Origin of the sequence: Massilia sp. MS-15 (genome assembly GCF_020176695.1) — a bacterium.
GTDB classification, from domain to species: Bacteria; Pseudomonadota; Gammaproteobacteria; order Burkholderiales; family Burkholderiaceae_D; genus Telluria; species Telluria hydrophila.
On sequence record NZ_JAIWIA010000007.1, the window covers coordinates 113,619 to 138,452 of the forward strand.

Sequence of the window (24,834 nt, forward strand, 5' to 3'; positions counted from 1 at the left end):
GGGCGCCGGATCAGGACTTCGGCGTGCCCAGGGTCTTGCGGATCGCCACGCAGCGCTGGTCTTCCTGCAGCGTGTCGAGCAGCGCGCGGCGGGTGCCGGCGCTCAAGCCCTTCATGCTGTCGGCGGCGCGCTGCAGGCGCTGCACGCTCTGCGGCGTGCAGCCGGACGGGATCATGGTGCCGGCGTAGCTGCGCATGAATACCGGGCCGGCCGCCTTGTCGATCGCCGGCAGCTTCGCCAGGCGCGCGGCCGCGCTCTGTTCGGCCAGGGCGCTCTGCTCGTTCGGATACAGGCTGCCCATGGCGGTGCGCACGCGCGAGAACGGCAGCTTGGTCTGCAGGTCTTCGATGGTGGCCAGCCACTCGGCCTTCACCTTCGGATCCGGACGCACCACGGTGGCGGCCAGCGCGGCGGCCTGGCCGGTGTCGGACTTGTCGCGCGCGCTTTCCGCCGCCAGCAGGGCATCGGCGCCCGGAAAGGCGTAGCGGTTCAGGTGCTTGATGATGGACCAGCGCTGGTCCTGGCCGATCTGCAAGCCCTCCGTGCCTTTGCCCTCCAGCATGCCGGCCAGGCGCGCCAGCGCTTCCGGGCTGCTGGCCAGGCCGAGGTAGGTGCTGAACCAGCGGCGCTGGAAGTTCTCGTCGCCCTTGTGCGCCACGACCCCGCGCCAGGCCATGTCTTCCATCGCCTTGCCGGTGCGCCGGGCCCAGGCGCGGTGCGGACCGGCGTCGAGGCCCATGGCGTCGATGTAGTACTTGGCGCTGCCCACCTTGCCCAGTACGTCGCCCAGCAGCGTGTAGTCCTTTTCCTGTGGCGCATTGGCCAGGGCCACCTCGATGAACTCGTCGAGCGGCAGCTTGGCGTCGCGCACGCCGTCCCACAAGGCCTGCCACAGCATGGCGCGCAGCAGCGGGTCGTCCACGCTGCCCAGGGTGCTGCGCGCGGTCTGGAACGAGCGGCCGTCGAGGTTGACCTTCACGAAGCCCCAGTCCTGGTAGTTCGGATAGACCAGGTCGGGGCAGGCCGCGCCGGCCATGGCCGGCACCCTGGTCCTGGCACCGGCATAGGTGACCGGCACGTTCTTGGCCAGCACCAGCTTGCCGTTTTCCAGCTTGAAGGCGGCCACCTGCACGTGCTGCTCGCGCAGGGTCGGCAGCGCCTTGCTCGGCGCCGTCTGCAGCAGCGCGAAATCCTTGATCTTGCCGGCGCTGCAGCTGTAGCTGGCGCTGATGGTGTTCACGCCGGCCTGGTACAGCCAGTCCTGGGTCCACTTGCCCAGGTCGCGCCCGGCCGCCTGGCCCAGGCTGCCGATGAAGTCTTCCAGCCTGGCGTTCTGCCACGCGTACTTGACCAGGTAGTTGTGCACGCCCTTGCGGAAGGTTTCCTCGCCCAGCATGTGGCGCAGCTGCTTCAGGGTCGAGGCGCCTTTCGAATAGGTGATCGCGTCGATGTTGTCGAACGCGTTGGCCGAGGAGGGCACCGGCACTTCGATCGGGTGGGTCGAGACGCGCTGGTCCTGGGCGTAGGCGCCCTGCTTGTCCTGCTGGTAGAAGGACTGCCAGGCGTCCTTGAACTCGGTGGCCTCGGCGGTGGCCAGGGTCGCCATGAAGGAGGCGAAGCTTTCGTTCAGCCAGAGGCCGTTCCACCACTTCATGGTGACCAGGTCGCCGAACCACTGGTGCGCCATCTCGTGCATGATGACTTCGGCCAGGCTGGCCTTCTGGGCCGGCGTCATGGCCGACTTGTACAGGAAGCCGCCTTCGGCGAAGGTGATCGCCGCGGCGTTTTCCATCGCGCCGTACAGGAAGTCCGGCACCAGCAGCTGGTCGTATTTCTCGAACTGGTAGGGGATGCCGAAGTAGTCGTCGAAGAAGGCCAGGCCCGCATTGGTGTAGCGGAACCAGTCGGCCGGTGTCACCTGCGCGGCCACCGACTGGCGCGCGAACAGGCGCATCGGATACTTGCCGCTCTTGTCTTCCCACACCTGGTAGGGGCCGGCGTGCAGCGAGAAGTTGTAGGGGCTGAGTTTTTTCGTGCGCGGGAAGGTCCAGCGCTTGCCGCCGGCGGCATCGGCCACGTCCGACTCGCGGGTGGTGGTGATCACGTGCCAGTCGGCGGGCGCGTTGACGGTGACGGTGTAGGTGGCCTTCAGGTCGGGCTGGTCGAACACGGCGAACATCTGGTGCGCGGCGGCCGGCTCGAAGTGCGAATACGTATAGACCCGCTTATCGACCGGGTCGACCATGCGGTGCAGGCCTTCGCCATTGGTGCTGTGCGGGCGCTCGTAGCTGATCGTGACGGTGTTGCGGCCCTTGGCCAGGTCCTGCGGCGCCAGGGTGACGAACCAGTTGTTGTAGACCGGGGTGACGGCCTGGCCGTTCACGCGCATCGACTTGATGGTGGCCTTGTCGAGGTCGATCGTGAGGGCCGTGTCGGTGTCCTTCAGGTCGAAGCTGACGGTGGTGGTGCCGGCGAAGCTTTCCTTGCCGGTGAGGGTGAAGTCGAGCACGTAGTCCACGTTCGACACGCGCGCCGAACGCGCCATGGCGTCGGCCTGCGACAGGTAGGCATGCTCGGCGCGGGCCGGTGCCGGGGCCGCCTGCGCGGTGGTGGCGGCAAGGACGAAGGCGGAAGCGATGGCGCAGGCCATCACGCGGGGGGCGAACTGTTTCACGTGGTCTCCAGGGCGGCGCAGCATCGTGCGCGATAAGAATAATCGCGCAAGAATAGCATGGCCGCGCTGTCATTTACACCACATACATATCAGTTTGTAGAAGATATGTACCTCCCCGCGCGGGGCCGCGACGCGCGGGCCTAGTGCAGTGCCGGATAGTCGGTATAGCCTTCCGCGCCGGCGCCGTAGAACAGTTCCGGCTTCGGCGCATTCAGCGGCGCGCCCTGTTCCAGCCGCTTGGGCAGGTCGGGGTTGGCGATGAACCAGACGCCGAAGGCCACCGCGTCCGCCTCGCCCGAAGCGATCAGCTGCTCGGCGCTTTCCCTGGTCAGCTTTTCGTTGGCGATGTAGACGCCGCCGAACTCCTGCTTCAGGTAGGCGCGCAGGCTGTCGTCGCCGATCGCTTCGCGCGCGCAGATGAAGGCGATGCCGCGCTTGCCCAGTTCGCGCGCCACGTAGCCGAAGGTCTCGCGCGGGTTCGAGTCGCCCATGTCGTGCGAGTCGCCGCGCGGCGCCAGGTGCATGCCGACGCGGTCGGCGCCCCACACGGCGATGCAGGCGTCCGTCACTTCCAGCATCAGGCGCGCGCGGTTCTCGACCGGGCCGCCATACTCGTCGCTGCGCTGGTTGCTGCGGTCCTGCAGGAACTGGTCGAGCAGGTAGCCGTTGGCGCCGTGGATCTCGACGCCGTCGAAGCCCGCCTTCTTCGCATTCTCGGCGCCCTTGCGGTAGGCGGCGACGATGGCCGGGATTTCATCGGTTTCCAGCGCGCGCGGCGTGGCGTAGTCGCGCATCGGGCGCAGCAGGCTGACGTGGCCCTTCGGCTGGATGGCCGACGGCGCCACCGGCGCCTGGCCGTCCAGGAAGTGCGGGTCCGAGATGCGGCCCACGTGCCACAGTTGCAGCACGATGCGTCCGCCCGCCTTGTGCACGGCCTCGGTGACGATCTTCCAGCCTTCCACCTGTTCGTCCGACCAGATGCCCGGGGTATCGGCATAGCCCACGCCCATCGGGGTCACGGCCGTGGCTTCCGACAGGATCAGGCCACTGGATGCGCGCTGCACGTAGTATTCGGCCATCAGCGCATTCGGCACGCGGTTCGGGCCGACGGCGCGCGCGCGGGTCAGCGGCGCCATGATGATGCGGTTCGGCAGCTCGAGGGCGCCTACCTTGATCGGGTCAAACATCGTCGTCATATGGGGTACTCCTAAAGTCCGTGGTTCAGTTGGTCGAGGAAGGCCTGGATGGTTTCCTCGTTACGCTGGAAGAAGATGAACTGGCCGACGCGCCGCGTGCTCACCAGCCCCGCCTTGTGCAGGGTCGCCAGGTGGGCCGAGACCGTCGATTGCGACAGCCCGGCGCGCTGGTCGATCAGCTTGCAGCACACGCCCATGTCGAGCGGGTGTTCCTGGTCGGCGAAGTAGCGCTGCGGCTCCTTCAGCCAGTGCAGGATCTGGCGCCGCACCGGGTTGGCCAGGGCCTTGTGGATCGCGTCGATGTCCATCGCTCTTCCTTCACGTACCGTGTTTATCGGGTTCTTTCGATCCGAATATCGTCATCTTACGATATATGCGGAAATCCTGCTGGCGCCGCGCAAGAACGCGGCGCCCCGCCTTATTCGCGCCCGAACGACAGGTTCGGGCGGGTCAGGTAGTACCACTCGGCGTTGGCCACCGCCTTCACGTCCGGGAACAGGATGCGGCCGCTGAACTCGGCCACCACCTTGCTGCCGTCGGCGCGCACGCCGATCTCCTCGCCTTCGGCCACCGGGTCGAAGCTGGCCCAGGCGCGCGAGAAGCGGTCATCAAGGTGCAGCTTGTCGTGCACCACGACCATCGACAGCGCCTCCATCTCCTCGAAGGGCACGGGCGCCGGGTCGGGGGCATCGATCAGCTTCAGGTGGGCCAGGGTGTTCATGATGGCGCGGTAGGCCGTTTCCGGGGCGGCCGGGTCGAGGTGCTGGCCGCATTCCAGCGTGAGCGCGTAGCCTCCGGTGCTGCGCATGTATTCGGTGGTGCCGACGCCGTAGCGCAGCACGGTTTCCAGTTCGTCGACGCTGCGGCTGCGGCGCCTGACGCCGTCGCCGTAGGCGATCATCCAGCCGTCCACGAAGCGCTTCACACCGAGGCGGCGCGCCCAGGCGCGTTCCTGCCGCGCATGCCTGAAGGGCTGCAGCGCGCCGTCGTTGTCCAGTGGCCCGACCATGACAAACGGCTCGCCGCCCACCGCGTTGAAGGAGTGCAGGTCGAGCAGGACGTCATGCCGGGCCAGCAGCGGGCACAGCCAGTTGGCGATGTGGTCCTCGAAGTCCTGCGGGTCGTCCTTGGGAAACAGGTTGCGGTTCAGGTTGCGGTCGCCGTTGCGGGTGTTCTGTTCATATGCCTTGGGGTTCACCACCGGTACGAAGGTCAGGCTGCCGGCCGCGATGTGCAGCTTGCCACTGTCGATTTCTTCCATCACGCGGCGGATCGCGATCGTGCCGCAGACTTCGTTGCCATGGGTCGCGCCCATGATGATGACGCGCGGGCCCGGCTGCAGGCCGGTGTAGTTGACGGACTTGAACTGGTACTGGCTGGGGGAAGTCATGGCGGTGCTGATCCGGGTAGAAGAATGGGTGGCGGTATTTTATCGGACAATGCGCGCCCGAGGCTGGCGCCGGGAAGGGCGGCGTGGCATGATCCGCCATTTCACGCTTCCTCATCGCATGACCGCTTCCTCCACCCGCATCCACGGCCTCGACACGCTGCGCGCGCTCGCCGTCACGCTGGTCGTGCTGCACCACTACGTGCTGTTCGTCAGCGACGCGCCCACCTTCGGCTGGGTCGGCGAGATCGGCTGGGTCGGGGTGGACCTGTTCTTCGCCCTGTCGGGCTACCTGATCGGCCGGCAGATCTTCGCGGGCTTGCGCCGCCCCGGCGGCTTCTCGCTGCGGCGCTTCTATGCCCGGCGCCTGCTGCGCACGCTGCCGAACTACTGGGTGGTGCTGGTCCTGTACTTCCTGTGGCCGGCCTTCCGCGGTACGGCGCCGCTGCTGCCGCTGTGGGAATACGCGGCATTCGTCCAGAACTTCGCGCTGGAGCCGGGCAGCGCCTTCTCGCACAGCTGGTCGCTGGCGATCGAGGAGCAGTTCTACCTGCTGCTGCCGGCGCTGGCCCTGCTCGGCACGCTTCTGGGCGGTTCGCTGGGCGGCTCGCTGCGCCTCGCCTGGGTCGCGATCGCGCTCGCCTTCCTGGCCGGGATGCTGGTGCGCGCCTGGCTGTGGCGCGAGATGGCGGCGCAAGACCATCAGCTTTACTTCTATTTCAAGTACATTTATTACTCCAGCTTATGCAGGTTCGACGAACTGCTGGCCGGCGTGGCGCTGGCCCTGCTGCGCACCCACCATGCGGGCGTTTGGGCGCGTCTCACCCGGCATGGCAACCTGGTGGGCGTACTCGGCCTGCTGGCCTGCGCGCTGGCGTTCCACTTCTATCTCGACAACCGCTACGGCTTCGGCATCACCGTGTTCGGCTTCCCGCTGATGGCGCTGGGCTTTGCGCTGCTGATCGCCTGCGCCGTGGCGCCGGGTTCGCTGCTGCGCGACCTGCGCGTGCCCGGGGCCGGGCTGCTGGCGCTGTGGTCGTATGCGATCTACCTGCTGCACAAGCCGCTGTGCGTGCTGGCGGCGGGGTGGATGCGGGAGCTGGGCTTCGGCGCCGAGCACCCGCTGACGATCGCCACGCTGCTGGCGCTGTCGGTGCTGGGCGGCTGGCTGCTGTACCGGCTGGTGGAGACGCCCTTCATGCTGCTGCGCGAGCGCTACGTGCCGGGCAACGCGGCGCCCGCGCTCAGCCCCGCGCCTCGATGACCCCGAAAGCGGCCGGCGCGTCCGCCAGGTAGGCCAGGATGGCGTTCGCCTGCACCTGCGGCTCGTAGCCGGCGGTGTCCGCGATCGCCCGGCGCAGTCCCGGCACGGTCTCGGCCGTGTGCGGGCTGCGGTAGGCCGCCACCAGGAGCTGCGCCAGGTCGACCGGCGCGCCCTGGCCGCGGCGCAGGCGCGCCTCGATGATCCCCAGCAGGGTGCGCTGCATGCGCGGGGTCGGGTTCAGGATTTCGCCGAACAGGGAAGGGGTGTTGGCGATGGCCTCGCAGATGCGCTGCTCGATGGCCTCGGGCTTCATGTCCGACGGAATGTCGAAATAGGCCTTGTTCCAGCGCGTGCGCGCGTAGGCATGGCCGGGAGGAAAGGCGTCGGCGGTCTCGAAGCCGAGCGCGCGGCTGGCCCGGGCCAGCAGTTCAAGCGCCGTATCGATCAGGGGCATAAAAAACGGGATGCACGAATGTCATCCCGCCAGTCTATCAGCTACGCAGGCTCAGGCTGCAAAGCGCCCCGCGCGGAAGTCCTCGAAGGCCTGGTACAGCTCGTCGGTGCTGTTCATCACGAACGGCCCGTGCTGGGCGATCGGCTCGTTCAGCGGGCGCCCCGCCAGCAGGATCAGGCGGGTGTCCTGCAGCGCCTTGATGCGCACGCCGTCGGCCCCTGCCGCGTTGTCCAGCAGCGCCATGCGCGCCTGCCCCACGCCCTTACCCTCGACCACCGCCTCGCCCCGGTACACGTAGAAGAAGGCGTTGTGGCCCTGCGGGATCGGCTGCTCGAAGCTGGCGCCGGCCGGGATCGTCAAGTCCAGGTAGAGCGGCTCGGTACGGGGGCGCTGCACCGCGCCGGCCACGCCGTGGGTCTCGCCGGCGATCACCTGCACCGTCACGCCCTGTGCGTCGGTAAAGCGCGGTACCTCCGCCGAGGGGATGTCGCGGTACCAGGGCGCCATCATCTTGTCCTGCGCCGGCAGGTTGAGCCACAGCTGGAAGCCTTCCATCAGGCCTTCGCTCTGTTCCGGCATCTCGGAGTGGATCACGCCACGCCCGGCCGTCATCCACTGCACGCCGCCGTCGCTCACCAGGCCTTCGTTGCCGGCACTGTCGCGATGGCGCATGCGCCCGTGGATCATGTAGGTGACGGTCTCGAAGCCGCGGTGCGGGTGCTCCGGGAAGCCGGCGATGTAGTCGCCCGCCTTGTCGCTGCCGAAGGCATCGAGCATCAGGAAGGGATCGAGGCGGCGCTGCAGGGTGCCGGTCAGCACCCGGTTGATCTTGACGCCGGCGCCGTCCATCACGAACTGGCCCTGGACCAGGCGTTCGACGCCGCGCGACCTGGTGATGGAAACTTGCTTGCTCATGCTGCTCTCCTGGTTGTGTGCTTGTCCGTGCTGCTGCCGGTGTTCGGGTGTTCGCCTCGCCGCGCCGCCCGAGGGTGCGATGTTACGCCAGCGCCGCTTCGACGGCGTCGTTGGCTGCCTGCTGGCCCCTGGCGGCCGCTTCCGGTCCCATGTTCAGGCCGGACGAATAGATGAAGCTGTGGTCGGTCAGGCCCAGGAAGTTCAGCAGCATGCGGATGTGCGGCACCTGCGGGTCGCTCTCGACCGGGTAGACGCCGCCGCGCGCCGCCGCCACGAATACCTTCTTGTCCTTCAGCAGGCCTTCCGGACCGTTCTCCGTATAGCGGAAGGTCACGCCGGAGCGGGCGATGGCATCGAACCAGTTCTTCAGCTGCACCGGCATGCCGAAGTTGTACATCGGCGCGCCGATCACGATCACGTCGGCCGCCTGCGCTTCGGCGATCAGGGCGTCGTCCAGGGCCACGCGTGCCGCCTGTTCCGGGCTGCGCTGCGCGGCCGGGGTGAACAGGGCGCCGACCGCGGCCGCGTCCAGTTCCGGATGCGGCCGGGCGCCGAGGTCGCGCCGCACGACGTGCGCGCCGGGCTGGCTGGCCAGCAGCCTGTCGACGATGCGCTGGGTGACACGGCTCGATTCGGAATCGGCGCCGCGGACGCTGGAGGTGATGTGCAGGATGTTCATGGTGGCTGTCCTTCGCTGTGGGGTTCTCGATGGACCTACTTTAATGGTTCCAAAACCTGTGCGGAAGACAGTAGAATGGATAACATTATCCCACTGGTGGAACAATCATGGATGTCGAACCGAACGACCTGCTGCTCTTTGCCCGTATCGTCGAGGCGGGCAGCTTCAGCCGCGCGGCGCTGCGCGTGCAGCAGCCGAAATCGACCGTCTCGCGCCGCATCGCCCTGCTCGAGCAGAAGCTGGGCGAGCGTCTCCTGCAGCGCACCACGCGCAAGCTGGTCGTGACGGAATTCGGCGAGATCCTGCTGGAACACGCGCGCAAGGTGGCGGAGGAAGTGGAGGCGGCCGGCGCCCTGGCCCAGCACCGCCAGGGCGAGCCGAGCGGCAAGCTGCGCATCTCGGCCCCGGGCGACTTCGCCAACAGCGGCCTGCAGGAGGTGATCGCGCGCTTCATCGCGCGCTATCCGGCGGTGTCGCTGGAACTGGACCTGTCGCCGCGCCGGGTCGACCTGATCGCCGAGAACTTCGACATCGCGATCCGCATGGGCGAGCTGCCCGACGACGCTTCGCTGAACGCGCGGCCGATCATGCTCGAGCAGTTCGGCCTGTACGCTGCGCCCGCCTACCTGGGACGGCGCGGCCTGCCCGAGCATCCGGACGACCTGCTGCGGCACGACCTGCTGTGCATCCTGAGCCGCCATGGCGGGGCCGTGCCCTGGGTGCTCCAGCGGGGCAAGCTGCGCTGGGAGCGCGCACTGCCTGCGCGCCTGAACGCCAATTCGCCCGAGCTGCTGGCGCGCATCGCGGCGCACGGCGCCGGCATCGCGGCCAGCTCGCTGACCTTCGCCGGGCCCTACGTGCACACGGGAGAACTGGTGCGGGTGCTGCCCGAGTGGGATTTGCCCAGCTCGAAAGGCTGGGCGGTATTCCCGGGACGGCGCCTGATGCCGGCCAAGACCCGGGCCTTCCTGGACATGATGGACGAGGCCTGCGTGGCGCGCGGCCACCGGCCCGCCCTCGCCGAAGCGCTCAGCGCGGACGGTTCCCCATCGTCTCGCCCAGGCGCACCGGACGCTCGGGCGCCCAGTCGGCGTTGAAGGCGATCGTCCCTTTGCGGAACAGCATGACGACGGTGGAGCCGAGCAGGAAGCGGCCCATCTCCTCGCCCTTCTTGAGGTGCACCTGCTGGTCGTCGTAGCGCCATTCGCAGATGCGCGCCATGCGCGGCGGGTTGACCACGCCATGCCAGGCGGTGGCCATGCTGCCGACGATGGTGGCGCCCACCAGGGCCATCACGAAGGGGCCGTGTTCCGGGGAGTCGAACACGCACACGACGCGCTCGTTGCGCGCGAACAGGCCTGGCACGCCGCGCGCCGTGGTCGGGTTCACCGAGAACAGCGCGCCGGGCACGTAGATCATGCGGGTCAGGCGTGCGTCACAGGGCATGTGGATGCGGTGGTAGTCCTTCGGGCTCAGGTACAGGTTGGCGAAATGGCCGTGCTGGAAGTGGGCCGCCAGCGCCGCGTCGCCGCCCACCAGTTCGGCACTGGTGAACTTGTGGCCCTTGGCCTGGAAGATGTGGTGGTCGTCGATGTCACCGAACTGGCTGATCGCGCCATCCACCGGGCACACGAAATCGCTCTGGGCCAGCGGGCGCACGCCCTCGCGCAGCGGGCGGGTGAAGAATTCGTTGAAACTGCTGTAGCTGGCGATGTCCGGATTGGCCGCCTCGTCCATGTTGACGCCGTACTTGGCCACGAACCAGCGGATCAGGCGCGTGGTCATGGCGCCGCCCTTGGCGCCGGCCACGCGGCCGGCGAAGTTGGTCAGCGCCGTCTTCGGCATCACATATTGGGGCAGGACTTTAATCCGGGACACTTGACAGGCCTCTTGCTGTGGAATCGATGACGCATTATAGCGACGATCATGTAAATCAAACATGTTTATCGCCCGCCAGCCCGGCGGCGGCCCGGCTGTCGGCGCCGGACGTATGCGGCGCGGATAAGCGCGGCATGCATATTCGATTCTTGCAGACAGTCCACATTGCTTCTGGGACAATCGGCATCCTTTTTTTGCACTCTCACTTTTGAAGTAGCCATGTCTCCAGTCCTCAGCCCGTTCCGCCTGACCGCGCTTGCCGCCGCCATCAGCCTTTCCTTGTCCAGCCATGGCGTGTCCGCGCAGGAGGCCCAGGCGCCGGTCCGCGCCGATCCGCCCAAGGCGGAACAGGGCAAGAAGATCCAGCAGGTGGAAGTGAAGGGCGCGGCCGACAGCTACGATCCGCGCCGCGACGACACCGCGACCAAGGTGGTCATCAACAGCGAGGAACTTACCAAGTACGGCGACACCAGCGTGCTCGACGTGCTCAAGCGCGTGCCGGGCATCACGGTCAACAGCGCGAACGGCCGCGGCGGCGAGATCCGCATGCGCGGCCTGGGCGCCGGCTATACCCAGATCCTGGTGAACGGCGAACGCGCCCCGGCCGGCTTCTCGATGGAGTCGCTGGCCCCGGACTCGATCGAGCGCATCGAAGTGCTGCGCGCGGCCAGCGCCGAGTTCTCGACCCAGTCGGTGGCCGGCACCATCAACGTGATCCTGAAACGTTCGGTGAAGAACCGGATGCGCGAGCTGAAGCTGGCGATGCAGGGCTCGAGCAACGGCTGGGGGCCGAACGCCAACCTGCAGCTGTCCGACCGCGACGGCGGCTTCTCGTACTCGGTCTCGGCGAATGCCGCCCAGGACCGCTTCGAGTTCGAGTCCAGCGGCGTGGAACGGGGCACGGCGCCGGACGGCAGCGTGAACATGCTGCGCACCATGGTCCTGCCACAAAAGGGCAAGTTCAGCTTCCTGAACCTGAGCCCGCGCCTGAACTGGACCCTGGGCCAGGACAACACCCTGACCTCGCAGACCTTCATCAACCTGAACCGCTTCAACAACCGCTTCTTCCAGCCGACCACCACCCTGATCGGCCCGCCGCCGCTGTACCCGAACCTGCTGACCGAGGCGGACAACGAAGGCAACTACCTGCGTTCCGACCTGATGTGGGCGCGCAAGTTCGAGGATGGCGCCAAGCTCGACCTGAAAATCGGCATCTCGGCTGGCGCCAGCGATGCGCTGTCGCACCGCGGCGCCTGGGCCGCAAACAACGCGCCCATCCTCGATACCGACATCGACATCGAGGGCAGGGAACGCGGCCTGAACTCGACCGGCAAGTACGCGCGTACGCTGCAGAAGGGCCATACCCTGGCCTTCGGCTGGGACGGCGGCGTGGACACCCGTGACGACCTGCGCACCGAACGCGACGCGCTGCGCGGCGCGGCCCCGCAGCCGGCCGACGAGCGCTCGGAAGCGCGCGTGAAGCGCTTGGCCATGTTCGCCCAGGACGAGTGGAACATCACGCCGCAATGGTCGATGTACCTGGGCGCGCGCTGGGAAGGCATCCGCACCCATGCCGAGGGCAATACCTTCGGCGTGGCCGACAACAGCTCCAGCGTGTGGAGCCCGATCATGCAGACCCTGTACAAGTTCCCGGCGGCGAAGGGCAAGGGCGGCGACCAGCTACGCCTGGCGCTGACCCGCACCTACAAGGCCCCCGGCCTGCAGTCGCTCAGCCCGCGCCGCGTCACCAACGAGAACAACAGCTCGACCGAGCCGGACTTCCAGGGCAACCCGAACCTCAAGCCGGAACTGGCCTTCGGCATCGACGCCGCCTATGAGCACTACTGGGCCGAAGGCGCCCTGGTGTCGGTGAGCGTGTCCTCGCGCCGCATCAGCGATTTCACCCGCACCCTGGTGTTCTTCGAGAACGGACGCTGGATCGCGATGCCGACCAACCAGGACAGCGCCGTCACGCGCTCGCTGGAAATCGAGACCCGCTTCCCGCTCAAGGCCATCATGGAAAACGCCCCGGCGGTCGACCTGCGCGCCAGCATCAACCGCAACTGGTCGCGCGTCGAATCGGTGCCGGGCCCGGACAACCGCCTGGACCAGCAGACGCCGCTCACCGTCAACCTCAGCGCGGACTACAAGGTGGGCCAGCTGACCACCGGCGGCAGCTTCGTGTTCCGCCAGGGCGGCGAGACGCGCGTCTCGGTCAACCAGCGCGCCTACGCCTGGGCCCGCCGCGACCTCGACCTGTACGCGCTGTGGAAGTTCGATCCCAAGCGCCAGCTGCGTTTTGCCATCAGCAATGCGCTGCGCCAGGACTTCCTGGCCGAGAACACCTACGAGGACGCCCGCTTCGGCACCCAGACCCGCAGCTTCGTGTTCCCGCAGGGGGTGCGCTACCGCGCGACCTATGAGCTGAAGTTCTGAGTTACCAGGATCCGGTGTCGGGGCTGGAGAAACGGCGCTGGATCTATCCGGAAGGGGTGAAGCTGCGTACGACGCTCGAGATGAAGTTCTAGGTCCTTGCGGCTGGCGTCGCTCCTATAGCCGTACTGCGTCCAGCGGAACGATGCCCAAGCGATGCCGCTGCTGCCTGAATCGGTCCGACCAGATTCCCTTCAGCTCGGCACGGGCCTGCGACTCGGCAGTCATCAGCTGCTTCAGGAATTTTTCGTAGCTGGTGTCGGGAACAAGCCGGCGCGCCGGTATCTGGGCTGGATTCCCTAGACGCTGCTGCGCGTCGAGCACATCGACAGACGGTAGCCCCCTGGATGACTGCAAGACCTGGCTGAAATGGGTGCCGTCCAGCATGGCGATGCCGGGATAGACCCCATTCCTGACCAGGACCAGATTGAGCGTGGCCTCGCCGTCCACCGCCCAGACATAGACGATGGGCAATCGCGATCGTTCGCCCAGAATCGATACCGGCACCAGCTTGGCACGCGGGTGTTGGCTTTTCCATTCAGCAATCAGGGCAGCCTCTTCGTCCGGACCGACGCCTGGCGGAAATCCGCGGCCGAACAAAAAATATTCCTGATTGATACCTGGCCGGTAGGCACTGGGCCCCTGGAACAGCAATTCGCTGAAGGGGACGGCTTCCTGCGCAGACGCGGTACTGCATAGCATCGCCAACAAGACACCGATCGCGGATTTGAACATGGCGGGCCAATCCAGGAGGTAAGGAAAGGACTGTCCGCCGCCGGTCGACAGCGGACAATGGGAATGGCGCAGTGTACGGGCTTGTTGCCCTTGGAACAAGCAGCAGCGCTTTTTCTCACGCCTGTACGCTGCGGGCCTCGTCCTGGCTGTCGCGCGTCCGGTGCTGCCGGAAATAGCGCCAGGCCACCAGCACCGCCAGCGCCTGCATGCCCGCGCACAGCAGGAAATGGGTCCCGAGCCGCCAGTCGCCCGCCGGCAGGTGGCTCACCCTGGCCAGGATCGCCGTACCGATGACCGGGCTGACAATCACCCCCAGGCTGTTGATCGATTGCAGCGAGCCCATCAGCTCGCCCTGGGCGCTGGCCGGCGTGCTGCGCGACACGATCGCCTGCAGCGCCGGACCGGCGGCGAAGGCCAGCACATTGGCCAGGATCAGGGCGTACATCATCCAGCCCTGGCTTGCCAGCCCGTAGCCGACATAGGTGAGGGCGCCGGACGCGATGCCCAGCAGGGCCAGGCGGCGCTCGCCGAAGCGCCGGATCAGCAGCGCCAGCAGCCCGGCCTGGACCACGGCCGAGACCAGCCCGATGCAGAACATGGCAAGACCGTTGTCGCGCGGGGTCCAGCCGAAGCGGAAGGTGGTGTACAGCACCCAGGTCGACTGCAGCATCATCTGGCACAGGCTGACCAGGCTGATGGCCAGCACCAGGCCGCGGATGTCCTCGCGCCGCGCCAGGCGCAGCAGGGCGCCGAGCGGGTTCAGGCGCGCCCACGCGAAGGGCGGGCGCTGGCCGGGCGCGAGCGATTCCGGCACCATGAAGTAGCCATAGAGGAGGTTGGCGGCGCCGAGCGCCGCGGCGACATAGAAGGGCAGGCGCAGGTCGCTGTCGCCCAGCAGGCCGCCCAGCGCCGGACCGCAGATGAAGCCGAGGCCGAAGGCGGCGCCGATCTTGCCGAAGCTCTTGGCGCGGTTGTCGGCGGTCGAGATGTCCGAGGCGTAGGCCGAGGCCACCGACATGCTGGCCGAGGACATGCCGCCGATGACGCGCCCCACGAACAGCCAGAGCAGGCTCGGTGCCCAGGCCGTGACCAGGAAGTTGATGCACATGCCGGCCATCGAATACAGCAGCACCGGGCGGCGCCCGACCCGGTCGCTGAGCGCGCCCAGCGCGGGCATGAACAGGAACTGCAGCACGCCGAAGGTCGAGGCCAGCACCCCGAACCACAGGGCCTGGTCGTCGCGTCCGGGCACGAACTGGCCGACCAGCAGCGGCATCACCGGAATGATCAGGCCGATGCCGAGCATGTCGATGAAGATGCAGACCAGGACGAAGTTCAGCTTGCCGCTGCCGGAATGGGCGGGTGCGGACCGGGGAGGGGTCGAACTTGCCATGGCGTGCCTCGAAAGATGACGAAGGTCGATCTTAACATCGTGCAAGCGCCCCGTTCCGGCTCACCGCCACGCGCGGGTGCCGGCAAGCGCTAGCGCGCAACGGAGACACCACTCTCGGCGGCGAATTCCTCGCGGAAGGCAAGCAGGCGCGCCAGCCGTTCGCCGGCCAGCGCGCGGCCGCCGTCGGTCTGCATCATGCCGGGCAGTTTTGCCAGCTTGACCATGATGTGGTCGAGCGCGTAGCGCTGGTCGTCGAAATCGCGCGCCTGGCCCAGGGGATCATCCGGGTGGGCCAGGCCGCTGCCCATCATCCCGGCGATGTAGAACATGCGCGCCAGGCCGATCGCGCCCAGGCCGTCGAGGCGGTCGGCGTCCTGCACGATCTTCGCTTCCAGCGACGCCGCCGGGATCCCGGCCGAGAAGCTGTGCGCCGTGATCGCGTGGGCGACGGCGTCCAGTTTCTCTGCAGGGAACCCCATCCAGGCCAGCTGGTGGCGCGCCAGCCGGGCCGAGCGGGCCGAGGCCTGGGCGCGCTCCGGGTCGTTCTTCGGCAGGTTCACCAGGTCGTGCAGGTAGCAGGCCGCCATCACCACCAGGGCGTCGGCCTCGGGATGGCGCGCCAGCAGGAGCTGGGCGTTGCGCCAGACCCGTTCCAGGTGGGCGCGGTCGTGGGCGCCGTCATGGACGCCGTCGCCGCCGGCAGCGCCTGCCGCCAGGGCCGCCAGGCGCGGGCGCCAGCCGGCGAGATCAGTCGTCGCTTCGTTCATGCATCGTTTCCGTTGGGATTGCTTGTTGTGCGGCGCGCTGCGACAGGGCGTCGGCGCGGCCGTTCCTGTGGCGCGGAATCCAGCGCAGCGTGGCTCCCGGCAGACGGGCAAGCAGGGCGCGCGCCCGTGCGCGCCAGGCCCGCAGCGAAGGCGCGCTGGCGCAGTCCGGGGCCTGGACGTCGTCGATCACCACCTGGCTGTCGCCATGGATGACAGGGGCGCAGGCGCCATGCTCGACGGCGGCTTCGAGCAGCGCGACCAGGGCCGCGTACTCCGCTTCGCTGCTGTTGCCGTAGCCGGCTGCGCGCGACAGCTCGACCTGCAGGCCGTCCGGCCCTTCGAGCACGGCGCCCAGCGTGCAGCGTCCCGGATTCGGATGGGCGGAGCCGTCGAACCATGCGCGCCACACGCTCCCGGACGGTGCGGCGCCACCGCCGCGCCGCGCCTGGGCGGCGCTGGCGAGGGCGCGGCGCACGTCCGCGGCCCGCGCGTCGAGCCGGCGCCGCGCGGCCCGTTCGGCCAGCAGGTGCGCGAGCCCGGCCGCGCCGGCGCGCAGCAGGAGGGTGGCGCGCAGGGCCTCGGATTCGGGGATGCCCTGGCGTTCGGCCAGCTTGCGGCTCGCCGCGCGCTCCCCCTTGGAGGCGGCAAGCACCAGTTCGTCGTACTCGATCATGGCGGCAGCATAACCGCTTTTTTCCGTGTTGACAGGCGTGGTGGCTTTTGCAACACTCATCCAGCAATCTTTCTTGATGCTAACAGGAGAAACCATGCCGTCGATCCGCACCGCTGTCCGCCTCTCCGTGCTGGCCCTGTGCCTGCATGCCGCCCACGCCCAGGCACAAGCGCCCGCTCCTGCCGCCAGGGCCCAGAAAGCCGCGCCGCCAGCCAAGGCGCCGCGGGTCCACAAGCAGTACACCATCGAACAGTTCATGGCGACCACCTCGGTGACCGGCGCCTCCTTCAGCAAGGACGAGCAGCGGATCCTGTTCAGCAGCAACGAGTCCGGCATCTTCAATGTGTACGCGATGCCGGTCACGGGCGGCGCCCCGACCCCGATGACCCGTTCGACCACCGACAGCACCTATGCGATCGGCTACTTCTACAATGACGACCGCATCCTGTTCACGCGCGACAGCGGCGGCAACGAGCGCAACCATCTCTACGTGCGCGAGCTCGACGGCAGCGAGCGCGACCTGACCCCGGGTGACAAGCACCGCGCCATGTTCGCCGGCTGGCGCCCGGACGGCAGCGGCTTCTACGTGGCGACCAACGAGCGCGACCCGAAGTTCTTCGACCTCTACTTCTACGACGCAGGCGACTACAAGCGCAGCGTGGTGTACCGGAACGACAGCGGCATGAACGTGTCCGCCATCAGCCGCGATGGCAAGTGGCTCGCCTTCGACAAGCCCAACACCACCGCCGACAGCGACGTCTACCTGTACAACGTCGCCACCCGCGAGATGAAGCACATCACGCCACACCAGGGCACGGCCAGCTATTCTGCCGCGACCTTCGACCCGGAATCGAAGCGCCTGCTGTTCACCACCAACGACGGCGGCGAATTCGCGCGCATCGCCAGCTACGACCTGGCCAGCGGCCAGGTGGCGCAGGTCGAGAAGGCCGATTGGGACCTGCTGGGAACGAGTTATTCGCGCAACGGCCAGCACCGCGTCAGCGTGGTCAACCGCGACGGCAGCATCGACGTGCGGGTGGTCGACGCGGCCGGCAAGCCGGTGGCGATGCCGAGGCTGCCGGGCGGCGAGATCCGCCAGACCACGTTCTCGCCGAGCGGCAGGCTGGTGGCCTTCTACCTGAACGGCGACCGCTCGCCGAACAACCTGTACGTACACGACTTTCGCGCCAACAAGACCACCCAGCTCACCCGCAGCCTGAACAAGGAAATCGACCTGGCCGACCTGGTCGAGGCCGAGGTGGTGCGCTTCCGTTCCTTCGACGGCATGGTGATCCCGTCGATCTACTACAAGCCGAAAGGCGCCTCGGCCACCAGCAAGGTGCCGGCCATCGTCTATGTGCACGGCGGCCCGGGCGGGCAGACCATGCGCGGCTACAATGCCCAGATCCAGTACCTGGTGAACCACGGCTACGCGGTGCTCGGCATCAACAACCGTGGCAGCTCGGGCTATGGCAAGACCTTCTTTACCGCCGACGACCGCAAGCATGGGCGCGAGCCCCTGTGGGACTGCGTCGAGGCCAAGACCTGGCTCGCCAGCCTGGGCTACGTCGATCCCGAGCGCATCGCCATCATGGGCGGCAGCTATGGCGGCTACATGACGCTGGCGGCCATGGCCTTCCGGCCGGAAGCCTTCAAGGTCGGCATCGACATCTTCGGGGTCAGCAACTGGGTGCGCACGCTGGAGAGCATCCCGCCCTACTGGGAAGCGCAGCGCAAGGCGCTGTACGACGAGATTGGCGACCCGGTGAAGGACAAGGCGTTCCTGGTCGCGACCTCGCCGCTGTTCCACGCATCGAACATCCGCAAGCCGCTGATGGTGATCCAGGGGGCGAACGACCCGCGCGTGATCAAGCCCGAAAGCGACGAGATCGTCGAAAGCGTGCGCAAGAACGGGGTGGAGGTCGAGTACATCGTGTTCCCGGACGAGGGGCACGGCTTCTCGAAGAAGAAGAACCAGATCGAGGCGAGCGCGCGGATCCTGGCCTTCCTCGACAGGCACCTCAAGAAGTGAGGAAGTGAGGAAGTGAAGAAAGGCAGCCGTGGCTGCCTTTCTTCATTCCCGGTCCGCTGCAATCAGCGGCGGTAGGGATTGTCGGGCCGGTGGTCGTAGCGGTTCGGCACGCGGTCGCCGTCACGGTCGCGGTCGCGATCGTTGCGGATGCCGTCGTTGTCGAGGTCGCGGTCGTAGCGGTTCGGAATGCCGTCGCGGTCGGTGTCGCGATAGCGGCCACGGTCGTCGCGCCGGCCGTCGCGGTAGTAGCCGTCGCGATAGCCATGACGGTTGTAGCCGTCACGGTAGGCGTAGCCGCCGCCGGCGTACACCGGCGCGTAGCCGCGCCGCTCGTAGCGGTCGGGGATGCCGTCACGGTCGCGGTCCCAGCGCCCCGGTTCCATGTACCAGCCTCCCTGGCGCTGGTGCCAGCGCGGCGGCGCATACACGTAGCCCGGTCGGGCGGCGATCCAGTAGCCGGGCACCCAGGCGTGGCGGCGGCCGCGCCATTCCCAGTAGCCGGGCGCCCAGACATGGCCGGGGCGCGCGGCCGGCACGTATTCATAGATGGGCGCGGGCGGGGCCGAGCCGATGTACAGCTGGATGTCGGTCTGCGCCATCGAGGGCAGCGGCGCGAGGGCGGCGCCAAGGGCGATCAGGGCAGAGAGGGTGAGGGTCGGTTTCATGTCGGGTCTCCAGATCCGGAAGCGGATGACCCACTATATCGCCGGCCGCCGCTGGAAGGGGGCCCTGAAGCAGATGCTTACAACTGAAACAGATCGGCCTGCGGACTGCGCAGTGGACGGATACATTTGGCGCCGCCGCAGTCGGGGCGCTGTCGCCCGGGTGCGACAGCGCAGGGGCCGGCCACGGTTGTATACATGCTCATCCACGCACCTCGGCCGCCTGTTTTTCCGCGGCCGACAGGCGCTTGGCGGTGACCTTGACGACGGCGATCCGGTCGCCGTTCGCTACCATGGCCGGGTCGGCGCTGTAGCTGCGGGCGCGGGCTTCGGGAATGGCGTCGATCAGGTAGCTGCCGGACACCGCGAGGCCCATCGCGACGACGAAGACGGCTTCCATGTGCTTGATGATGTTCATGGTGTTTCTCCTTGCAGGTGGATGGTCGATGTGTGCACTGTAGGCGCGTGGCCGGCGGTGCGCGAGCGGCGTGCGACGGGCCGCGAAAATCGCGGCATGACTTGTCGAAAACGGCGCGCGAACCCGCGCCGGGCTGGTGCGCCGCGGCCGGGCTTTTCACCCGCCCCCGGCTAGGCCCCGGAGAAGCGGCCGCCCGGCCGCGCTACGCCGCCACCCATGCAGCCACCTACGCATCCGATCAGTGCCACCCTCGCATCCCTGATGGCGTCCCTTGCCGCCGGGCGCACCGCGCGCCGGCGCGCGCGCAACCTGCGCCTGGGCATCGCCGGCGCGCCGCGCCTGCGGCTGGCCGCGCCGCCCGCTGCCTGGACCCTGCTGGGCTGCGCCGCGGCGCTGCTTGGCGCGGTGGTGCTGGCGCAGGCGGCGCGCGGCCTGCCGCCCGGGACCACGGCCGGCACCGCCGACGCCGCGCGGCTGGACCTGCTGCGGCCCCTGCTCGGCGGCGTCACGCTGCGGGTACCGCAGGAAGCGGGCATCACGGTACAGCGCCACGGCCCGACCGCGCTGGTGGTGGGTTCCGGCATGCGCCTCGCGGCGCCGCTGCGGATCGACCTGTGCGCCCAGCTTCCGTATCCGGACGCGAAACGGATCCTGCCGCTGCCGATCGGCCAGCCGTTCGGCGCGGCAAAATCGCCAGCGGCCCCGGTCCGTGCCGTCCTGCTGGCGGCGCCCGGTTCGGCGATGCCGCGCATGGAATTGTCCGGTGCGGTGGAGGGCGCACTGCGCCTGGCCTGGGATGCGGGCGCGGGCAGCGCCGCCTGGGCGGGCGATGCCGGTCCGGGGGGGAGTCCGCACGGCTCGCGCGCCACCGGCCTGCTGGGCCGCGCCGGCTGGCTGGTGTGGGAGGGCGGCGCGCTGCGCTTCTCGCGCCGCGCCACCAGCGCCTGCCCGCGGGCCGGCGAGCTCCTGCTGCAGCGGGCCCTGCCCGATCCGCAAGCCGGCGGTCTGGTGCAGGCATTCGGGCCCGGCCTGGCCTTGCCGCTGCTGCGGCTGGCGCCCGGCAGCTACGGGGTACCGGCGGCCGCACCGCGTGGCCTGGAAGACGCCCGCCTGTTCGCGCAGCTGCAGGAGCGCGGCCTGGTGCGGCTCGGAAAGGACGGCCTGGCCGAGATCGCGCCGCGCGACCTGGCGGCCTGGCAGGCCGCCGCGCCGTCCAGTCGCGCGCCGCTGCCGGGCTGGGAGCATCTGCGCCTGGACGAGCCCGGACGCCGGCTGCTCGAGCGCCTGTACTACCGTGCCGACGGCGCCTTCGTGCGCGAGCAGCTGCGTGTGTTCAACGGCGAACGGCGGCTGCTGGCCTGGCGCGTGCGTGCGGGTGGACAGGACCGCTGGCAGGCCAGCGCCGGGGCCGCGCCGGTACGCGAAGACGGTGGCCTGCCGGTGGCGGCGATGCGCCTGTTCGCGCGCCTGCCGCAAGGCTGGGAACCTTGGCGCCGGATCGGTGCCTGGGAGGGTGGGGCCGCCAGCGCGCGCCTGAGCCTGGACGATCCGCCGGCGCAGCCGGTCGAGCTGCTGGTGGCTGGACGCCTGCTGCACGCGCGCGGCGCGGTTGCCAGCGCCAGCCCGGCCTGCGACGGGCGCGCCTGCCGCGAGCGCGAGGCCGTCCAGCTGCTGCGGCTGGCGCCACTGCCGGGGGCGCGCCGCATCGAGCTCGAGCTGGCGCCGCTCGACCTGGCCGCGCTCACCGGCGGCGCCGACGCCGCCTACCGCCACGTGCGTATCGAGAACGGTCGCCTGGCCTGGCAGGCCTTGCCCGACGCGGGGACGGCGCCGCGCGCGGCCCTGGCCGAGGTCCGGCTGCAGGCGCGCGACGGCGCCGCGCTGTGGCAGGACGGTGCGCCCAGCGCCGCGGCGCAGGCGGCGGGACTGGCACCGCTGCTGGGCCTGCGGCCCGATCACAGCGCCAGCGTGGCCGGCATGCTGGGCCGCTTGCCCGGCCAGGCCCACACCGCCCGCCTCAGCCTGGACCTGGGCCTGCAGGCCGCGGCCCAGTCCGTGCTCGACTGCGTCGGCCTGCGCCAGGGACGCTGGGAGCAGGGGCGCTGCCACGGCGCCCAGGCCGCGCCGGCCGGGCGCCAGGCCGGGCTGGTGCTGCTCGACGCCGCCAGCGGCGAACTGCTGGCCGCGGCCGGCGCCGGGACCGGCGGCGCCTCGGCCGACCCGGCGCGCTGGCCGGAGCTGCGCGATTTCGACCGCGCCGAACCGGCCCGCAGCCCGCTGCGCCTGCCCGCCTTCCAGCACGACGGCGGGGCTGGGCGCGCTCCCGGTTCGACCTTCAAGGTCGTCACCGCGCTCGGGCTGGAGGCGGCCGCGCGCACCGACCGCGCGCTCGATCGCCTGCTGGACGGCCTGCCGCTGGACGAACTCGATGCCCGCGCGCGCGCGGCCGGCTATGGCTTCGCCTCCGGCGCGCCCAGTTATCCGGCGGGCGCGGCGGCGCGCATCACGAATTTCCGCGAGCAGGAAGCGGGCGTGCGCGCCGTTGGCGGGCGTCTCGGCCTGGCCCAGGCCATGACCCATAGCATCAACACCTGGTTCGCCTGGACCGCCGAGCTGGGCGACCGCAGCCTGGGCGGCGGCCCGCAGGGCGGCGTGCCCGGCGTGCGCGAGCTCGAGCCGGGCGCGCTCGACAGCCTGCGCCCGGTGGCGGGGATGGCGCGCCGGCTCGGCTTCGGCAGTCCGCTGCGCCTGGATGGCGGCCTGCTTCCGGCCGACTATTCCTGGTCGACCTGGGACGGCCTACAGGCCAGCCCCGCCCAGCTCGATCCGATCCTGACCCGCCACGAAGTGCGCCAGATGGCGATCGGCCTGCGCATGCAGGCCACCCCGTTGCAGATGGCGCTGGTGGCGGCGGCGGTGGGGCAGGGGCGCACCGTGGCGCCGCGCCTGCTGCTCGAACTGGACGGACGCGTGGCGGCCGCCCCGGCGGGCGAGGACCTGGGCGTGCGCCTGGACCGGATCCGGGCCGGGATGAAAGGCGTGGTCGAGCATGGCACGGCGGCGTCCGCCTTCCGCGGCCCCGGCTTTGATCGGGTGCGCGCCGGACTGTTCGGGAAAACCGGCACCGCGCCCACCAGCAAGGATGGCGAGGCGACGGTCTGGTTCATGGGCTGGCTGGAGCCGGGCAGCCTGCCCGGACAGGACCGGCGCCTGGCCTTCGCCGTCTTCGTGAGCGCCTCGCAGCTGACCGGCGGGGGCCATGCGGCGCCGGTGGTGGCCGCGCTGCTGCACAGCATGCCCTCCCATTCCCCCGAACAGAAGGGGAATTGAGGCTCAGCTGGGCGCCTCCGTTATGTGTTTGTATGGCATCATCTGTTGACAATCCGCTGCTTGCGGATGGCCATCGAGGATGAGGAAGGTATGCGTTTGCCGGGAACCCGGTACCAGGAGCAGGGTTGGGAGCAGGTCCGCAAGTTGCTGGGGCAATGCTCGCTGGCCGCGCTCGCCCGCATCGGCCCGGCCCGCCTGCTGGCGCCCGGCGCGGCGTTGCTGGACGACTACGTGGAGGCGATGGCGCCGGCACTGCAAGCCCATGGCGGCCGCGCCGCGCTACCCGGCAACAGCTATGGCGACACGGTGCTGGCGCTGGCCCAGGGCCTGCTGGCCGAGCTGGCGGCGCGCCCCGCCGATTGGGACGCGCTGTGCGCGGCGGTGGCCGGCGAGTACGCGCGCATGGGCGCCTTCTGGAACCTGCCCGGCGGCGAAGCCCAGCTGCGCAAGAAGTTCAACGACCTGTACGCGGTGTTGCGCGACAAGGTCGACAGCGACAACTACCAGGCCGCCTGCGGCCGCCCCTGCAGCCCGAACCGGATCTACGCCTACCGCATGCTGGACACGGCCCGGGCCGAGGTGGCGCGCCTGTTCGCGGCCTGGCGCGAGCACCGCGAGCAGGTCGGCGCGATCCTCGGCCGCGCGGTGGACGCGGAGCCGATCGAGGCGCGCATGCTGCGCGGGGCGGGCGACTGCCGGCCGGAATGGATCCTGCGCTGGAGCGCCAGCCTGGAACGCTTCGGCGGTGCGCCCGGACCTCTGCACACCCGCTCCAAGCGTTTCGCCAGCCTGAAGGACAGCCCGGACAAGATCGGCGCCATGCTGCGCGAGATCGGCGAATACGAAGCGCTGTCGGCCAACGCCGACCGTGACTGGCGCCAGGACGCGCACGATGCCGGCGCCTGGCTGGACGACTACTGGCGCGTGCTGGGCGAATCGCAGGCCCACGCCACGCCGGGCCCGGACCGGATCCTGGAGGCGCGCCAGGACGAACTGGACCTGGCTGCCGGCCTCCTTGATGAAGAAGACGGCACCGAAGCGGCCGGGCCGGCCCCGGCGCCGCTCGACGAAGCTTTGGCGCGCCAGCTTTCCCTGTCCCCCCGCTACCTGGAGATGGCGGCCGCGGCGCAGGCGTGCGGCAGCTGGGCGCTGCGGGTGATGGAAGGCGATTCGCTGCCGGTGCGGCTGGCGGTCTACTTGAAGCTGCTCGGGCCTGTCGACGACAGCTATCCGGGCGAATGGCTGGTGCCCGCCACCGGCGAGCTGCCGACGATGGCGCAACTTGCCCTGCTGGACGGGATTTCGCTGCCGACCCTGCGCAAACGGCGCGATGCCGCCATCGCCAGCCTGCGCGCGGCGGCGGGAGCACAGGAGGAGATTCGATGAGCATGACGGAACTGGACCGCAGGCTGCAGGCGCGCCTGCTGGAAACGCGGCGCGCCGAGGGTGACTGGCTGCGCCTGGACGACGCGGTGCTGCTGGCGGCGCTCGATGGCAGCCGGCCGCTGAGCGCGAGCGAGCGCGCCGCCTTGCAGGCCTCGCCGCTGACCGCGCGCCGCCTGCGCAGCCTGGCCCTGGCGCGCCGCGCGCAGGCGGGAGCCTGGCGCGGCAGTACCGGCATGCTGCGCGCCGCCGACAGTGGCGCTGCGCCCGGTGCCCTGGTGACCGACGATGGCGCCTGGCGCCTGCATTTCGTGGACGGCCCGCGCTGGCGCATCGTACTGCAGCTCGACCCGCAGTCGCCGCTGGCGCCGGCGCTGCTGCGCGCAGGGGAAGCACTGCGGGTCGTGGACGGTGCCGGCGCTGTTTTGCTGCAGGGGATGCTCGACAGCGACGGCGAGTGCGAGGGCGACTGGCCCTGCGCCGACGCACCGGCGGTTCACCTGCAGCGCTGCGGGGCGCGCTTCAGCGTGGAGCCGGCCGCGGCCGACCAGAGAGACTAGC

21 protein-coding genes are annotated in these 24,834 nt (G+C 69.4%); 7 read left to right on the forward strand and 14 right to left on the reverse strand.

The features are described from left to right. Positions 1-10: 10 nt before the first annotated feature. The 4 genes from pepN to LCI23_RS04235 form a co-directional block, all read right to left on the reverse strand. Positions 11-2,674 (reverse strand): aminopeptidase N, encoded by a 2,664-nt coding sequence (pepN, locus tag LCI23_RS04220; RefSeq protein ID WP_224944574.1) that lies wholly within the window; start codon positions 2,672-2,674, stop codon positions 11-13. Between the two features lie 140 nt (positions 2,675-2,814). Further along, positions 2,815-3,870: an alkene reductase gene (locus tag LCI23_RS04225; protein ID WP_224944577.1), complete on the reverse strand. Its 1,056-nt coding sequence runs from the start codon at positions 3,868-3,870 to the stop codon at positions 2,815-2,817. Positions 3,871-3,881: 11 nt separating this feature from the next. Next, positions 3,882-4,178 carry a helix-turn-helix transcriptional regulator gene (locus LCI23_RS04230; RefSeq protein ID WP_224944581.1) on the reverse strand — a complete coding sequence of 99 codons (297 nt, stop codon included), beginning with the start codon at positions 4,176-4,178 and terminating at the stop codon, positions 3,882-3,884. A 110-nt stretch (positions 4,179-4,288) separates the two neighbouring features. Continuing rightward, on the reverse strand, positions 4,289-5,260 hold the full coding sequence (locus tag LCI23_RS04235; protein ID WP_224944585.1) for a succinylglutamate desuccinylase/aspartoacylase family protein: 972 nt from the start codon (positions 5,258-5,260) through the stop codon (positions 4,289-4,291). Positions 5,261-5,378: 118 nt separating this feature from the next. Here LCI23_RS04235 and LCI23_RS04240 point away from each other — a divergent pair, with 118 nt between their 5' ends. Then, a complete protein-coding gene (locus LCI23_RS04240; protein ID WP_224944588.1) occupies positions 5,379-6,521 on the forward strand; it encodes an acyltransferase in 1,143 nt (380 codons plus the stop codon). Here LCI23_RS04240 and LCI23_RS04245 read toward each other — a convergent pair. The 3 genes from LCI23_RS04245 to LCI23_RS04255 form a co-directional block, all read right to left on the reverse strand. After that, positions 6,502-6,975 carry a hypothetical protein gene (locus LCI23_RS04245; RefSeq protein WP_224944590.1) on the reverse strand — a complete coding sequence of 158 codons (474 nt, stop codon included), beginning with the start codon at positions 6,973-6,975 and terminating at the stop codon, positions 6,502-6,504. The two genes, LCI23_RS04240 and LCI23_RS04245, sit on opposite strands and share 20 nt — an antisense overlap. 51 nt (positions 6,976-7,026) lie before the next feature. After that, positions 7,027-7,890: a pirin family protein gene (locus LCI23_RS04250; protein WP_224944592.1), complete on the reverse strand. Its 864-nt coding sequence runs from the start codon at positions 7,888-7,890 to the stop codon at positions 7,027-7,029. Positions 7,891-7,972: 82 nt separating this feature from the next. Next, complete coding sequence (locus LCI23_RS04255) at positions 7,973-8,569, reverse strand: FMN-dependent NADH-azoreductase (protein WP_224944594.1); 597 nt, start codon at positions 8,567-8,569, stop codon at positions 7,973-7,975. 107 nt (positions 8,570-8,676) lie between these two features. Here LCI23_RS04255 and LCI23_RS04260 point away from each other — a divergent pair, with 107 nt between their 5' ends. Next, positions 8,677-9,666, forward strand: coding sequence for a LysR family transcriptional regulator (locus LCI23_RS04260; protein ID WP_224944597.1), 990 nt, complete (start codon positions 8,677-8,679; stop codon positions 9,664-9,666). Here the strand turns inward: LCI23_RS04260 and asd are convergent. After that, positions 9,599-10,414, reverse strand: a complete 816-nt coding sequence (gene asd / locus LCI23_RS04265) for an archaetidylserine decarboxylase (protein ID WP_224944935.1) — start codon at positions 10,412-10,414, stop codon at positions 9,599-9,601. The genes LCI23_RS04260 and asd overlap by 68 nt on opposite strands. Positions 10,415-10,666: 252 nt before the next feature. Between asd and LCI23_RS04270 the strand changes: the two genes are divergently transcribed. Continuing rightward, the gene (locus tag LCI23_RS04270; protein WP_224944601.1) at positions 10,667-12,883 is read left to right on the forward strand and encodes a TonB-dependent siderophore receptor; all 2,217 of its coding nucleotides are present in this window, start codon (positions 10,667-10,669) and stop codon (positions 12,881-12,883) included. 114 nt (positions 12,884-12,997) lie between these two features. Here the strand turns inward: LCI23_RS04270 and LCI23_RS04275 are convergent, their stop codons facing one another. From LCI23_RS04275 to LCI23_RS04290, 4 genes are all read right to left on the reverse strand, one after another. Beyond that, complete coding sequence (locus LCI23_RS04275) at positions 12,998-13,615, reverse strand: hypothetical protein (protein ID WP_224944606.1); 618 nt, start codon at positions 13,613-13,615, stop codon at positions 12,998-13,000. 115 nt (positions 13,616-13,730) lie between these two features. After that, positions 13,731-15,008, reverse strand: coding sequence for an MFS transporter (locus LCI23_RS04280; RefSeq protein ID WP_224944609.1), 1,278 nt, complete (start codon positions 15,006-15,008; stop codon positions 13,731-13,733). A gap of 89 nt (positions 15,009-15,097) precedes the next feature. Beyond that, positions 15,098-15,775 (reverse strand): HD domain-containing protein, encoded by a 678-nt coding sequence (locus tag LCI23_RS04285; protein WP_224944611.1) that lies wholly within the window; start codon positions 15,773-15,775, stop codon positions 15,098-15,100. Beyond that, positions 15,756-16,508, reverse strand: coding sequence for a reverse transcriptase-like protein (locus LCI23_RS04290; RefSeq protein ID WP_224944612.1), 753 nt, complete (start codon positions 16,506-16,508; stop codon positions 15,756-15,758). The genes LCI23_RS04285 and LCI23_RS04290 overlap by 20 nt, the downstream gene beginning before the upstream one ends. A 34-nt stretch (positions 16,509-16,542) precedes the next feature. Between LCI23_RS04290 and LCI23_RS04295 the strand changes: the two genes are divergently transcribed. Next, on the forward strand, positions 16,543-18,480 hold the full coding sequence (locus LCI23_RS04295; RefSeq protein WP_224944614.1) for a S9 family peptidase: 1,938 nt from the start codon (positions 16,543-16,545) through the stop codon (positions 18,478-18,480). A 62-nt stretch (positions 18,481-18,542) separates the two neighbouring features. On the opposite strand, the gene LCI23_RS04300 is transcribed toward LCI23_RS04295, so the two are convergent. Beyond that, a complete protein-coding gene (locus LCI23_RS04300; RefSeq protein WP_224944616.1) occupies positions 18,543-19,145 on the reverse strand; it encodes a YXWGXW repeat-containing protein in 603 nt (200 codons plus the stop codon). A 199-nt stretch (positions 19,146-19,344) separates the two neighbouring features. Continuing rightward, positions 19,345-19,560, reverse strand: a complete 216-nt coding sequence (locus LCI23_RS04305; protein ID WP_224944618.1) for a hypothetical protein — start codon at positions 19,558-19,560, stop codon at positions 19,345-19,347. Positions 19,561-19,776: 216 nt separating this feature from the next. Between LCI23_RS04305 and LCI23_RS04310 the strand changes: the two genes are divergently transcribed. The 3 genes from LCI23_RS04310 (at position 19,777) to LCI23_RS04320 (ending at position 24,833) form a co-directional block, all read left to right on the forward strand. Continuing rightward, positions 19,777-22,890: a penicillin-binding transpeptidase domain-containing protein gene (locus LCI23_RS04310; protein ID WP_224944620.1), complete on the forward strand. Its 3,114-nt coding sequence runs from the start codon at positions 19,777-19,779 to the stop codon at positions 22,888-22,890. 90 nt (positions 22,891-22,980) lie between these two features. Next, a complete protein-coding gene (locus LCI23_RS04315) occupies positions 22,981-24,276 on the forward strand; it encodes a hypothetical protein (RefSeq protein ID WP_224944623.1) in 1,296 nt (431 codons plus the stop codon). Beyond that, on the forward strand, positions 24,273-24,833 hold the full coding sequence (locus LCI23_RS04320; RefSeq protein WP_224944626.1) for a hypothetical protein: 561 nt from the start codon (positions 24,273-24,275) through the stop codon (positions 24,831-24,833). The genes LCI23_RS04315 and LCI23_RS04320 overlap by 4 nt, the downstream gene beginning before the upstream one ends. Position 24,834 lies beyond the last annotated feature (1 nt).

Excerpts from the sequence above, each read along its gene's own strand:
- LCI23_RS04225 (WP_224944577.1), bottom strand. The coding sequence starts at position 3,870 with ATGACGACGATGTTTGACCCGATCAAGGTAGGCGCCCTCGAGCTGCCG.
- LCI23_RS04245 (WP_224944590.1), bottom strand. The coding sequence starts at position 6,975 with ATGCCCCTGATCGATACGGCGCTTGAACTGCTGGCCCGGGCCAGCCGC.
- LCI23_RS04280 (WP_224944609.1), bottom strand. The coding sequence starts at position 15,008 with ATGGCAAGTTCGACCCCTCCCCGGTCCGCACCCGCCCATTCCGGCAGC.
- LCI23_RS04305 (WP_224944618.1), bottom strand. The coding sequence starts at position 19,560 with ATGAACATCATCAAGCACATGGAAGCCGTCTTCGTCGTCGCGATGGGC.
- LCI23_RS04250 (WP_224944592.1), bottom strand. The coding sequence starts at position 7,890 with ATGAGCAAGCAAGTTTCCATCACCAGGTCGCGCGGCGTCGAACGCCTG.
- LCI23_RS04285 (WP_224944611.1), bottom strand. The coding sequence starts at position 15,775 with ATGAACGAAGCGACGACTGATCTCGCCGGCTGGCGCCCGCGCCTGGCG.
- LCI23_RS04235 (WP_224944585.1), bottom strand. The coding sequence starts at position 5,260 with ATGACTTCCCCCAGCCAGTACCAGTTCAAGTCCGTCAACTACACCGGC.
- LCI23_RS04230 (WP_224944581.1), bottom strand. The coding sequence starts at position 4,178 with ATGGACATCGACGCGATCCACAAGGCCCTGGCCAACCCGGTGCGGCGC.
- LCI23_RS04275 (WP_224944606.1), bottom strand. The coding sequence starts at position 13,615 with ATGTTCAAATCCGCGATCGGTGTCTTGTTGGCGATGCTATGCAGTACC.
- LCI23_RS04295 (WP_224944614.1), top strand. The coding sequence starts at position 16,543 with ATGCCGTCGATCCGCACCGCTGTCCGCCTCTCCGTGCTGGCCCTGTGC.
- LCI23_RS04300 (WP_224944616.1), bottom strand. The coding sequence starts at position 19,145 with ATGAAACCGACCCTCACCCTCTCTGCCCTGATCGCCCTTGGCGCCGCC.
- LCI23_RS04320 (WP_224944626.1), top strand. The coding sequence starts at position 24,273 with ATGAGCATGACGGAACTGGACCGCAGGCTGCAGGCGCGCCTGCTGGAA.
- LCI23_RS04260 (WP_224944597.1), top strand. The coding sequence starts at position 8,677 with ATGGATGTCGAACCGAACGACCTGCTGCTCTTTGCCCGTATCGTCGAG.
- LCI23_RS04290 (WP_224944612.1), bottom strand. The coding sequence starts at position 16,508 with ATGAGTGTTGCAAAAGCCACCACGCCTGTCAACACGGAAAAAAGCGGT.
- LCI23_RS04240 (WP_224944588.1), top strand. The coding sequence starts at position 5,379 with ATGACCGCTTCCTCCACCCGCATCCACGGCCTCGACACGCTGCGCGCG.
- LCI23_RS04270 (WP_224944601.1), top strand. The coding sequence starts at position 10,667 with ATGTCTCCAGTCCTCAGCCCGTTCCGCCTGACCGCGCTTGCCGCCGCC.
- LCI23_RS04255 (WP_224944594.1), bottom strand. The coding sequence starts at position 8,569 with ATGAACATCCTGCACATCACCTCCAGCGTCCGCGGCGCCGATTCCGAA.
- LCI23_RS04315 (WP_224944623.1), top strand. The coding sequence starts at position 22,981 with ATGCGTTTGCCGGGAACCCGGTACCAGGAGCAGGGTTGGGAGCAGGTC.
- LCI23_RS04310 (WP_224944620.1), top strand. The coding sequence starts at position 19,777 with ATGCAGCCACCTACGCATCCGATCAGTGCCACCCTCGCATCCCTGATG.
- asd (WP_224944935.1), bottom strand. The coding sequence starts at position 10,414 with ATGCCGAAGACGGCGCTGACCAACTTCGCCGGCCGCGTGGCCGGCGCC.